At 56.1% G+C, this 12,911-nt stretch carries 8 protein-coding genes; 1 reads left to right on the top strand and 7 read right to left on the bottom strand.

From position 1 onward, the window contains the following. Positions 1-12: 12 nt before the first annotated feature. Positions 13-1,212, bottom strand: coding sequence for a glycosyltransferase family 4 protein (locus SACSAC_RS11775; RefSeq protein ID WP_037286539.1), 1,200 nt, complete (start codon positions 1,210-1,212; stop codon positions 13-15). A gap of 435 nt (positions 1,213-1,647) precedes the next feature. Between SACSAC_RS11775 and SACSAC_RS11770 the strand changes: the two genes are divergently transcribed. After that, positions 1,648-2,676 carry a CdaR family transcriptional regulator gene (locus SACSAC_RS11770; RefSeq protein ID WP_037286537.1) on the top strand — a complete coding sequence of 343 codons (1,029 nt, stop codon included), beginning with the start codon at positions 1,648-1,650 and terminating at the stop codon, positions 2,674-2,676. Positions 2,677-2,809: 133 nt separating this feature from the next. Here SACSAC_RS11770 and SACSAC_RS11765 read toward each other — a convergent pair whose 3' ends face one another. The 6 genes from SACSAC_RS11765 to SACSAC_RS27065 form a co-directional block, all read right to left on the bottom strand. Further along, a complete protein-coding gene (locus SACSAC_RS11765; RefSeq protein ID WP_037286534.1) occupies positions 2,810-3,952 on the bottom strand; it encodes a glycerate kinase family protein in 1,143 nt (380 codons plus the stop codon). Positions 3,953-3,983: 31 nt separating this feature from the next. After that, entirely contained in the window at positions 3,984-5,279 is a 1,296-nt protein-coding gene (locus SACSAC_RS11760; RefSeq protein WP_037286533.1) for a GntT/GntP/DsdX family permease, read from the bottom strand. Positions 5,280-5,489: 210 nt separating this feature from the next. Then, positions 5,490-6,464, bottom strand: coding sequence for an aldo/keto reductase (locus SACSAC_RS11755; protein ID WP_037286531.1), 975 nt, complete (start codon positions 6,462-6,464; stop codon positions 5,490-5,492). 25 nt (positions 6,465-6,489) lie between these two features. Then, positions 6,490-6,954, bottom strand: coding sequence for a GNAT family N-acetyltransferase (locus tag SACSAC_RS11750; protein WP_051507057.1), 465 nt, complete (start codon positions 6,952-6,954; stop codon positions 6,490-6,492). Between the two features lie 30 nt (positions 6,955-6,984). Then, the gene (locus SACSAC_RS11745; RefSeq protein ID WP_037286528.1) at positions 6,985-7,929 is read right to left on the bottom strand and encodes a pentapeptide repeat-containing protein; all 945 of its coding nucleotides are present in this window, start codon (positions 7,927-7,929) and stop codon (positions 6,985-6,987) included. Positions 7,930-8,154: 225 nt separating this feature from the next. Then, the gene (locus tag SACSAC_RS27065) at positions 8,155-12,753 is read right to left on the bottom strand and encodes an S-layer homology domain-containing protein (RefSeq protein ID WP_051507056.1); all 4,599 of its coding nucleotides are present in this window, start codon (positions 12,751-12,753) and stop codon (positions 8,155-8,157) included. Positions 12,754-12,911: the final 158 nt, after the last annotated feature.

Here is a 12,911-nt window from a genome sequence, read left to right as displayed (position 1 = left end):
GAGATCTCCTTCTTACTTAATTGCCGCCTTCGTAGCCGCAGGCAGCAGCAGACGACTCGGAATCGGCCGGTACGCCGCAATGGCTCTGACATAGATTTGTTCGGCGCTCTCGGCAAATGCCGAAGACGAATACTTGCCCAATGCCTTATGACGAGCATGCTCGCCTAGCTCGATAAGCCGTTCGCGACTGTTCAAGACCGAAGACAAAGCTTCCTTAAATTGCTCAAACGATTCGTATTGCCAGCCGTTCACGCCGGTATCGACAACGCCTTTCAAGCAATCGTCGCGGCGGCACAATACGGGCAGTCCCGAAGCCATCGCTTCAATATAGGTAAGCCCCTGCGTCTCGCTGTTGGAAGCGCTGACGAACAGATCCCCCAGTCGATAATAATCGGCAACTTCATGCGGTTGAACCATCCCCGCAAATGCGATTCGATCTCCCAAGCCCAACTCCGCCGCGTAACGTTCCAGCGAAGACCGATGCGGGCCGTCGCCGACGACCAGCAGCTTGACGCCCGGGGATGGGTACTCCGACGCGAATCGAAGAATCTCTTCCAGATTCTTTTCCTTGGCTAACCTTCCGACGGAAACGAGTACAACATCTTTTTCGGTCAGTCCGAGTTTCTTCCTTAGAAGCGAGCGACGTTCATCGGACAACTCCGTTTGGAATTGTCCCAGATCGACACCGGTAGGCACAATCTGAATATCGCCCGGTACGCCGTAGCCTGTGAGCAAGCCGTGCACCTTCTCCGTCGGCGCCACGACGCACTGCACATGCCGCAGCGTATTGCGCGAGAACCAGGCAACGGCCGCTTTTCCCCAAGTCTGGCTCGGCGAGAAGTAATGGGTGTAATCTTCGTACACCGTATGATAAGTATGAACGATCGGGATATTAAGCTTCCCGGCTATGTATCGGGCCATGCGGAACGTGCTGAATTCGCATTGCGAATGGACCACGTCCGGCTTCCAGTCGAGCAGCGACCGAAGCTCTCTGCGGTGTACGCGCAGCGCTGTACGCACACCCGGATACAGGGCCGCTACAGAACCTATATAAGTAACGCCGTCTTGCTCGAACGAACGCGCATCCGGAGACAACGTTAAGATCCGGACTTCATGCCCGTTCTTCTCCAGTTCGCTTTGCAGATTGACCACCGAGGTGACGACTCCGTTGATGATTGGCCGGTAACATTCGGTTGTAATCAAAATTTTCATACCTGTCCCTCGATTTCGATAGAATTTGGGCGGTCGGGAATACCTTTTACTATATCTTATATGTTTAAAATACATTCGAATGGCGGATTAAACAATCCTAAACAATTGTTAACATTTGTTTGAAGCAGCCTGCTGCGTTAACTCTAGTTTAGACCATGTGCTTGCAGAACCGTCCATAAAAATTATGAAGAATCCTTAATTGCCGCAAATCGCGGCGGTGATCGGCATTCGCGGGTACGTTTTAAGACGGTTTGCAAAGGGTTCGCCCCTGCATCTCGTGCACGGGAAACCCGAATCGCCTGCTGTTACTATGTTCTCACCCCGATCACGTGCCAAGAGTATACAACCGATTCATCAAAAAGTCATGGGAAATCCGAATGAGAACGGTTATAATCATTGTTCGAACGCACAATCGGAAAAGGAAGCGTGAGCAATATGTTTCAACTCTCGGAAAAGCAAGCGCAAGAGATCGTCGATAAGATGATGCAGGACATTCCCTACAATATAAACATCATGAACGACCGCGGCGTTATCGTCGGCAGCGGAAATCATGAGCGAATCGGTACCGTTCATGAAGCGGCCGTACGCGCTCTGGCTACGGGAAGAAGGGTTGAAGTGCTGGAAGACGGCAAATTCGAGAAAAAAGGCACCAATGAACCGATCGTGATCGGCGATAAACGCGTCGGCGTGATCGGAATCAGCGGCGAGCCTGATGAAGTGCGCCCTTTTTGCAACATCGTGCGCACGACCGTCTCTTTGCTTGTTGAACAGAAGACCGCCCTCGAAACGTTAGCCCATGAAGAAAATCGCCGCTCCGCGTTTATTCGCATGCTGCTCGAACATCGCGGAACCTATACGCAAAAGATCAAAAAAGAAGCCGCCGGATACGGACTCGACCTCGCACTGCCGACGCAGGTGCTTTACCTGACAGGCTTTGAAGCGGAAAAAGACGCCTCGGCGTCGTTACTGCGGGTTCCTGTATTCCGGCTGGAGGAGGACGTTTATCTGGTGCTCGTTCAGGGAGAACCCGCTTCGGAAAAACTCGCGGAAGCGCTACGGCATGAACAGCCCCGTCTACGGATTGCAATCGGAAGGCCGGAGGAATCGATCGCGGACAGCTTTGTTCAAGCCCGCTCCGCGCTGCACGTTCAAGACGCGCTAAAACCGTCTGCAAACTTGATCCGTTTCCATGAAGTCTCTTTTCTCGCCGGGCTTGCTCAAGTTGACATAGCCCCTCGCCTTCGCGCAACCGCCAAACTTGCCGAGCATCCCGACCTGCTGGACACTCTTCGGGTTTTCGTCGAGCAGGACGGCAATATGTCGGGAAGCGCCGACCGACTTAACATCCATCGCAACACGCTGCAATACCGATTAAAGCGGATCGCCGAGCTGACCGGACGCGACCCGCGTAAAGTGTTGGAGCTATTCCAGCTCGTGCACGATCTGTTAGCCGAGTATCGATAAGTCGAGAATAGTCAGAATAACATGCACCGGCGAACCCTTTGTAAAAGCAGATAGCAGCGTGCCAAGACAACAAAAAAAGGCCGGCTCCTCCGTTGGGAGAAGCCGGCTGCCCTTATAAACGATACCTTTATGCTCAATCCGCAAATTTCAGCACGCGCGCAATATTTTCGCAAGTCCGCGCCACGTTTTCGGGACCTGCCGCCAGCAATTCCGGCAATTCGCCCGCTCCCGGAACAATGCCGAAGATCGCGTCGATGCCTTCGTCGTACAGCGTCTCGACCCCGTCTCCGACATAGCCCGCGACCGCGACAACCTTTTTCCCGGCACGCTTGGCCGCGGCCGCGACGCCGTAAGGCGTTTTGCCGAATTTCGTCTGGAAATCGATCCCGCCTTCGCCCGTGAATACGAGATCCGCTTCGCCGGCCTTGCGTTCAAGTTCCGTATAGTCCAACACGATCTCCACGCCTTTGCGCAGCTCGGAAGCGGTAAACACCAACAATCCCGCACCCAATCCGCCTGCCGCGCCCGCGCCCGGCACATCGCGAACGTCACGGTCGAGCTGCCCGGCGATCACGTCGGCATAATGCGCCAGATTGGCATCGAGCGTCTGCACCATCTCCGGAGTCGCGCCTTTTTGCGGCCCGAATACAGCCGATGCGCCGTGCTCGCCGCACAGCGGATTGGTCACGTCGCAGGCAACCACGATCTCCACGCCTTGCAAACGCGCATCCAGCCCCGATGTATCGATCTTCGACAGGCGAGCCAACCCCCCGCCGCCGCGCGGAATCTCCTGGCCTTTTTCATCCAAAAATTTCGCGCCGAGCGCTTCGGCCATTCCGGCTCCCCCGTCGTTAGTGGCACTGCCGCCGATGCCGATCAGAATCTTTTTTACGCCGCGATCCAGACATTCCCGAATCAACTCGCCGGTGCCGTACGTGGTCGTCAGCAGCGGATTTTTCGTTTCCTTCGTCACGAAATGAATCCCGCTCGCCGAAGCCATCTCGATCGCCGCCGTTTCGCCGTCGCCCAGCAATCCGAAGCTCGCCGTCACCGGAAGACCCAGCGGACCCGTCACTTGCTTCGTGTGCAGGCTGCCGCCGGATGCGTCGACCAGCGACTGCACCGTGCCTTCGCCTCCGTCAGCCATCGGCACGTGGATAAAACGGGCGTCGGGATAGACCCGGCTGAGTCCTTTTTCCATCGCGATACAGACTTCTTTGGCCGTCATGCTCTCCTTGAACGAATCGGGTGCCAACAGAAAGGTTTTCCTGCTCATGAAATCACTCCTTTTTCCTCATCGTTATCGATTACAAAATGAATCCGTACAGAATCGTCGCGACAATCATCATCGTACCGCCTACAATCGCCTCGTACGGGATCAACCCCATGCGCTGACGAATCGTCATCTTCATCGCGTCGGCGGTCACGTGGAAATAGTTGCCCTGCGGCAAGGAGTCGATCACGGTCGCGCCGGTATGGACCATGACGGCCGCCGCGAGCGGAGCCGTGCCCATGTTCAGAATCGCTTCGCCGAACGAACCTGTCGCCAAAATAACGCCGGTCGAGGTCGAAGCGGTCGCCGCGGCCATCAAGATCCCGGAGATCGGCGCCAAGAACGTGCCCGAGATGCCGGATGCGTCGATCAAGGCCACCACCTGCGTCGACAGATCGGATGCGGAGATCAGCCCCGCGATGCCGCCTGCACCGATCAGAATCAGCACGGTTGCGGTCATTTTGTTCAAGCCGGAAGCCGTGTATTGCAAAATCTTGTTTCCCTGCTTCATGGCGAGCATCCCGATAATGCCGGCCAGCGGCAGAATGTACATCGCGTCCACTTTGAAATTCGCCAGCGCTTCGATCCCCGAGATCGAACCGATCGGGTTAATCATCAGCAGGATGACAGCGACCAGCGGCGCAACAACTGCACGGCCGAGCGGCGGATACTTGGACATATCGACTTCGCCGCCGGGAACCTCGTCGTCCGTCACTTTGATGCCTTTATTTTTGAGCAGCGAAGCGACCCATACTGTCATCAGCAGTCCGCATACGGCAGGAACGAACCCGCCCAGCATGACCTGGCTCAGATCCAGATCGAAGCCGCGCGCCGCCGCAATCGTATTGGGGTTCGGCGAAATAATGTTACCCGCTTTGCCGCCGCCCGAGAGGGCCAGCAGAAGCGCGACTTTGGAAATGCCCATTTTGTTGCCGACCGATAGGGCGATCGGCGCGACGATCAAGACGGCGACCGGAATAAATACGCCGACGGCGGTAATAATCATCGTGGCGAGCGCCAGCGCCAGAATCGCCCGGCTTCCGCCGAATTTGCGTACGATCGCCTGAGCGATCGTCTCTGCCGCGCCCGACTCCATCATCACGCCGGCCAGCACGCCTGCCGCCAGAACCCGCAGCACCGTACCCATGACGCTCTGCGTGCCGTTGACCAAGACGTTAACCGTTTCTTCCAGATTCGCGCCTCCGATTAAAGCGCCTACAATTGCACCCAAAAACAACGCATATACCGGATTAAGCTTACGCAGGATCAGAATAATCGCCAGCGCCAAACCTACTAACGCCCCGATCCAGCTGATTGTCAGTCCATCCATCTTACATCCTCCCAAACGCCACAGCTATTGTTGAACACGCTTTCAGTATAGGCTTTCACGAATAGGAAAAGATATTGATGAAAAGACGAAATTCGTTGTGCATATGCACAAGTAGAATAGGGTGGAAGTAGCGCTTCGGGTCCGGCAGATTTATCGCATACCTGCCAAAAAGCCGACCCGGGACGGATCGGCTTCACGCTGCGCAACTATTCAATCCAAGCGATATACGGCAAAAGGCTCCCCGGAGCGGAACGGCATGCTGATTTCATCCAACTGCTTCAGCAACTCGGCACTTGGTTCAAAGCGTATGCTCTCCAGGTTCGCTTCGACTTGCCCGGGACGCGTAGCGCCAACGATTACGGTCGAAACCGCTGGACGGCGCATTAGCCAAGCGAGCGACAGAACGCTTGGAGTCGTATGGTTAGCCGCTGCCAGTTCGCCGACTTGACGACCCAGCTCCAAATAACGCTCATTCAAAAACCGCTTGAAATTCGGATCCGTTTCCGCTCTCGAACCGGACGGAGACGCGTCGCCCGTGCTATATTTTCCGCTCAGAATCCCTCCGGCAAGCGGGAAATACGGAATGATGCCGACGCCCTGATCCAGGCACATCGGAATCAATTCCTGCTCCGGCGTCCGATCTGCCAGCGAATAGCTGGTTTGGCTGGAGATATAGCGGACGTATCCGTTACGCTCGCTGATTCCAAGCGACTTCATGAATTCCCAAGCCGCATAGTTGGACGCGCCGATATACCGTACCTTGCCCGAAGCTATAAAGTCATCCAGCGCGCGAAGCGTCTCCTCCAGCGGCGTATAAGGGTCAAAGGTATGAATCTGATACAGATCGACATGATCCGTTTTCAAGCGTTGGAGACTTTCTTCAAGCTCTCGTTGCAGATGACGGCGGGAAGAGCCTCGTTCGTCCGGTCCCGTTCCTCGCGGAAGACCTGCCTTTGTCGTCAGTACAACTTTGTCGCGCCTACCCTCCAATGCTTTTCCGATGATGCGTTCGGACTCTGTACCCGCATAGATATTAGCCGTATCGATAAAGTTGATCCCGCCATCCAGGGCAGCATCGATGACGCGAATCGACGTTTGCTCGTCGGCACGCTTGCCGAACGCATTCGTGCCGAGTCCTAATTCAGATACCCATAACCCGCTGTTGCCCAGACGATTATGCTTCATGTTGATTGACCTCCTTATAAACCGCTCAAGCTTCGGGTTCGGGACGCAAAATCATAAAGACGTCGATCTCGTCTTCGCTCTCCGTCTCGAATCCGAAGCGCTCGTACAAACGGCGCGCCGCGCTTCCTTGCAGCACGTTCAAGCGGACGGCCGCAGCCGGGTCGGCCAAAGCGGCTTCCGCCAGCACGCGGCCAAGCACCTCGGCTCCGACTCCGCTGCCTCTCGTTTCCTGCCGCAAATAAAAATGCTCCAGCAAATATCCGTCCTCCGCAGGCTTAAGCGCGATACATCCCGCAAATTCACCATCGGTCTCGATGATCCGGGTGAAAGCAGGGTCGAAAGAACGATGAAACCGCTCGCGCACCCCCTGCTCGCTATAGCGTCCCAATTGATTCAATGATTCGAATAACGCCTCCGCCCGAAGCTCGGCGAGACGATCGGCGTCTGACGGCTCGGCAGCCGACAGACGAATAGATTCCGGCAGCTTCATCTTCGCGTCCTCTTTTCGATAATTTTCGGATTAACCAACCGCATTCCAATGTCCCGGGCGTTCCAGCCCCGGCGGAAGGAGGGTTCGCGCATCCCCTTTGGCTGCATTCAGTTGAACTTGAGTCAGGAACAGCACGCCTGCCAGGTTGGCGCCGCGCAGATCGGCATCCCGGAAGTCGGCACCGATCAGATCGGCTTCGCGCAGGTCGACGCCGCTCAAATTGGCGGCGATGAGGTAAGCCCCGCGCAGGTTCGCCGCGCGCAGATCTTCCCCGCGCAAATCGGCGCCCACAAGATCGGCACCGCGACCGATCACCGGCTTGCGGCCTGCTTTGCCGCTTTTCCCGTGTTTGCCGCCGCGCGAATTCGGCTTCACGCGCGGGGCTTCCTCGCTATGCGAAGCATGGCGGCGCTTCGCTTCGGCGCGAACCAGCTCGCTGCCTTCCAGCAGCAGCCCGTTCACTTTCGCGCGCAACGCGGAGACGCTCAGCTCCCGCAGCGCGTCGGGTTCAAGCCGCGTGAGGCGCTCGATCTCGATCAGCTCCTCACGCAGCCCTGCATGGAGCACCGAGGCCGCCGGACGGCCGAGCAGCTCCTCGATATACAACATCAGCTCGTGAAGCTGCCAGACGATCGGCAGCACTTCGAACATGGCGCGCGCCGTCTCCGGACGCTCGCGCCAACTCACGCCTTTGAAGGTCTCTTGCGAAACCTTTTGTCCCGCTCCGTAGCAATCGTATACCGTGCATCCGCGGAAGCCGGTATCCCGAAGCTTCGTATGAATGCCGCAGCGGAAGTCTTCGCGCAAGTTCCGGCACGGTTCGCCGGCTGCTTTGTCGATCGCGAAATCGACGGATACCGAGAACGGCAAAGCCGCGCAGCAGAGGCCGAAGCAGTTTTCGCAATCGCCTCTATACCGATTTCGAAATACGGCCGAGCCGGCCGCATGATGCGGATATGTCGAATCGTCTGTCATAAAAAAATTCCTCCAAAATATTGCGGAAGCCCAATACTTTGCGCCGCTTCAAACGACAGGTTCGCGTTTAGCCGCGACAAAGTACTCGTTCGCTCCGAAAATCAATCATTTGTGTTCTATCTTAAGCCAATCGGATCGAAGATAGAACACTTTTTATCTCGCATGTATCCAAAAAAAAGAGACCGGATTATCCGATCTCTTTCCTCGATGACATTTCGACCGCGTCTACTTGCCTTGGAATTCGGTAAAGAATTCGCTTTTGTTCGTTCCGTCGATCGTCAATGCGCTATACGTTTTAGGCAGTTGAATTTCGAAAGCCTGACCGACGCGTACGGCTTTGGCATCCGTCAACTTTGCGGACGCGAATCGCTGATTGATATACGATACCATATCGTCGAGCGCGTCAAGCGGACCTGCTCCGTCCGGATCGATAAAGATTTTATTCAAACTAATCGTGGTCGTTTTCAATCCGTTGCTAACCGTGAAGCTTCGGCTGCGCGCGTCTCCGTCCGTTCCCAAAGAACTGCCGGTATCGAACAACGCCTGCCAGTTGCCGCCCAATATCAATTTCGATGCGGATCCGTTTTGGAAGCTGCCCAGCACGAATGTGTTTCCGGCAGTCCAATCGGCCGCCCACATGGTGCGGTTCATGAGGCCGTCGGAACCGCCGATTTTGTAGAAGTAATCCTGAATCGAACTTTCGATTGCCGAACCGACTACTTGCCCTACGGTAAATCCGTCGTTTTGCGGAATGTTCCACCACAGGTCTACCGGAACGACATTCACGCCGTCACTGATCGTGAATTTGACGGGGTTGGCCGAGAAATCCGACGAAGTCAGGATTTTGCTCTTTAACTGGGCTTGAACCGCCGCCACGTTTTTATAATCGAAATTCGTAATGTCTTTGCTTCTCAGCGTATACGGAGTCTTCAGACTCGCGATTTTCGCCGCGGCATCCGTCAGCTTCGCAACGTTCGCTGCGGAAATCAAATTCTGCTGCGCGGAAGTTAACGCGCCGTAAGCCGTTTGCGCTTCTTGCACGGCCGTTTCGTTTGCCAAAGTGACGGAAGCCGCTTCCGGCAGCGCTGCAATCTTCGCCGTCACGGACTCGGCAGCCGTTTGATCGGCAATCAGTTCCTGAATACGATTCACGGATTGCGTCAGCCTCGTTTGATTGTCTTGGGACACCCACGCTTTTTGCGCGCTCGTCAGTTGATCAAACTCGGTATTTGCCGCCTGCACCGCCGCTTGATCGCCCAACGTCAGCGAAGAAACGATCGGCAGTGCCGTGATTTTTGCCGTTGCTTTGTTCGCTGCTTCCTTGTCGAGCGCAAGCTGCGCGTTCAAGTCGGCGATCTTCGCGACGGCGGCTTCCAACTTCGCGAAGTTTTGGGCTTGAACCAGGCTTTTTCGAGCTGCCGTCAATGCGTCGTAAGCCGTTCGGGCCTCTCCTACGGCTGTTTCGTTCTGAAGCGTAAGAGCCGCCGTCGCAGGCAGCGCCTGAATAAGCGCGTCTACGTTGGCCGCGGCCTGAACATCGGCTTGCAGAGCTTCGATCTTGCTTACGGCCGCATTCAAAAGATTCAAGTTCGGCGTGCTTACATGCTGTTTTTGTTCAGGCGTCAAAGCCTCGTACGCGGATTTCGCCGCGGCAACCGAAGCTTGATCGCTCAACGTCAAAGCCGCCGCTGCCGGAAGAGCGGTAATCTTCCTTGCGACTTCATCGGCAGCTTCAATGTCGGCTGCCAACTTCGCTTTCAATTCCGCGATTTTCGCGACCGCGTCGTTCAAGGCGTCTACATCGGCGGCTTCTACATGACCTTTCTGGTCGACAGTCAGAGCGTCGTATGCGGTTTGGGCATCCGCGACCGCCGTCTCATGGTCCAGCGTCAGCAGCAATGTAGCGGGAAGTGCCGCGATTTTCGAAGCAACGGCCCCGGCTGCGGCAAGATCGCCAGCCAGCTTCGCGTTCAATTCGGCGATTTTGGCTACGGCCGCTTCCAATGTCGATTTGTCTTCCGCTTTTACATGTGTCCGTTGATCCGCGGTGAGCGCTTGGTAGGCCGTTTGAGCTTCAACTACGGCCGCTTCGTTGCTCAAGGTCAACATCAATGCCGACGGCAGCGCGGTGATCTTCGCCGCCGCTTCGTTTGCTGCTGCGATATCCGCCAAAAGCTTCGCGTTCAGCTCGGCGATTTTCGCTATCGCGGCATTCAACGTTGCTACGTCTTCCGCTTTGACATGGTCTTTTTGCTCGGCGGTCAAGGCTTCATAGGCGGTCTCGGCAGCTTGTACGTCCGCCTCGTCACCCAAGGTTAACAGAAGCGTTGCCGACAGCGCCCTAATCTTGGCCGCAACGGCATCGGCTGCGGCAATATCAGCGGTAAGCTTCGCATTCAGATCCTCGATTTTCGCGACCGCGGCATTCAAAGTCGCCAAATCTTCCGTTTGCACATGGGCTTGTTGGGCAGGCGTCAGAGCATCGTAAGCGGCTTTGGCCGCATCAACCTCTGCTTCGTTAGCCAGCGTCAACAATGCCGCTTGGGGCAGTGCCGAAATCTTTGTCGCTACAGCTTCTGCTGCCGCAATGTCCGCTGCCAATTGGACGTTTAAAGCTTCGATTTTATCAACGGCATCAGTCAAGGTCGCTACATCTTGCGTACTCACATGCCCCTGCTGCTCCGGCGTCAAGGCTTCGTATTCCGCCTTCGCGGCATTCACTTCCGCTTCATCGTTCAAGGTCAACAGTGCCGCTGCCGGCAGGGCTGCGATCTTCGCTGCGACTTCGTTCGCTGCCACGATATCCGCCGCAAGCTTCGCGTTCAAATCCGCAATTTTCGCGACTGCCTCGTTCAAAGCTGCCAGATCCGCCGCCGCGACATGCTCGCGTTGTTCCGAAGTCAGAGCGTCATAAGCCGCTTTAACTTCAGCGACCGCCGTCTCATTCGTCAGATCCAATACAGCCGCGCTCGGCAATGCCGCGATTAGCGTCGCAACTTCTCCAGCCGCCGCGATATCCGCCGCCAATCGGGCTTTCAGCTCATCGATCTTCACTTTGGCATTCGCCAGCAAGGCAAGAGCCTCGGCGCTGACCAACTGCTTGCGGGTCGGGGTCAAAGCATCGAATGCAGCCAAAGCCGCTTCTACTGCCGCTTCGTCGTTCAATGTTAAAGCTATGGTGCTCGGTAATCCGGCAATCTCCGCTCTCACGGCTTCCGCTGCCGCCAAGTCTGCCGCATGCTCGACTTTCAACTCGCTGATCCGATCCACGATCTGCTGCAATTTGGTCCGATCGGCGTCGCTGAGCAATGCCTTTTGTTCCGAAGTCAAATTCTCGTAAGAAGCAAGCACCTGCTCTACAGCCGCTTCGTCCGACAGCTTCAATGCAGCAAGATCCGGTAAAATTCCGATCCGTATCGAAACGGCATTCGCCCGTTCGGCATTCGTCGGCGGCCGTACGACCGGCGTGTTCGAGTTCGAGTCGGCGGGATTCGTCGGCGTTGTCGGCGCGGGCGCCGTTACTCCGGACAACGGCGCTCTGGCGAACGAACTTCCGGCGCGCGCCGAATCGCTCATCCGTACCGAGGATATGACCCCCTGCCCGGTTACGGTAACAGGCGCATTCAGCTCCAACGATTGAACGGTAACGCCTTCGGCCAAGTTCAACGTCAGTCCTGCAGCCGATTCGCTAACCATGATGCTGCTGACGCTTCCGCTCGGAATGCTCAAGCTTGTACCCGAGCTGTTCACTTCCAAGTCGTCGAATACGCCGCTCAACGAAACATTCGAGCCTGTCGGCATATTCTCCGACAACTCCACGTCATGGAATCCGGCCGCTCCGTTCCCTTCTTCCTCCAGAACGGCAGGTCCCTGCACAACGGTCGAACCGATATCCGCTTCGCCTTCGGCTACGGTGCGGACAGCGCCGGACTGTTTGTTAACGATCAGATCCGGGACGCTGGAGTCGACGATGTGAATACTGTTGGCTCCGCCGCCGCGTACTTCGGTTTTGCCCAGAACGGTCACGTTTCTCAACTCGGCATCGCCCTCGCCGATGCCTTTATCCAACAAGAGGCTTCCTTTTACGACCGTATTTTGCAGCACGACGTTCGGTACGGTAATCGCAACGCCTCCAGCCGCAACGGAAAGCCCCTTCTCCGGTCCGTAAGTCCCTGCCCGGTTGTAGGTGATGCTTCCTTTATCGATCGCATTTTGCAGCATCGCGATCGCTTCGGAACGCGATGCCGTCTTGAGCGGACGATACGTTCGATCCGAGTAGCCGCTGATGATCCCGCTCTCTACGGCAGCACCGATCGCGCCTTTGCTCCAGCTCGGAATGGAAGCTGCATCGGCAAAAGCATTCGCGGCATCGACATCAGGTGCAAGCTTCAACAGGCGAACGACCATCAAAGCCGCTTCTTGACGCGTAATCGGCTCGTTCGGACGGAAAGTACCGTCGGACGCGCCGCTTACATAGCCTGCCGCTACGGCTGCCGACACTTCTTTGGACGCCCAACTCGATGCTTTCACATCGCTGAATGTCGTCGGAGCAGAACCTTTTAATCCAAAAGCGCGATTTGCCAAGGCCGCGAACTCCGCGCGAGTAATCGAAGCGTCCGGGCGGAACGTTCCGTCCGCATAACCGCGAATCCAACCCAACTCCGTCCACTGCGCTATTCGACTTTCCGCCCAATGTCCTTTCACATCCGAAGCCGCTGGCGAAGCTGCTTCCGCGCTCCCCAGACCTGTTAGCGTCCCCGAAGACAACAACGCTGCCGCCAGTCCCGTACTGGCGATGCGCAGACCGATTTTCCTGTTTGCCATGATTCTCCCCATTCCTCTTGATGTGCTTACCGGCATGATAATCAAGAGAATCATACAATTTAAACTATCAAAAATATATATAAAATTTTAGCAGTTTAACGTTTCACCGCGCTGTAATTATTGACAAAGAAGCTTGAAAGAAGACAGCGCTTCCTTCA

Source organism: Saccharibacillus sacchari DSM 19268 (genome assembly GCF_000585395.1).
In the GTDB taxonomy this organism is placed as follows: Bacteria; Bacillota; Bacilli; order Paenibacillales; family Paenibacillaceae; genus Saccharibacillus; species Saccharibacillus sacchari.
This window is presented reverse-complemented; position numbering and strand designations above follow the sequence as displayed.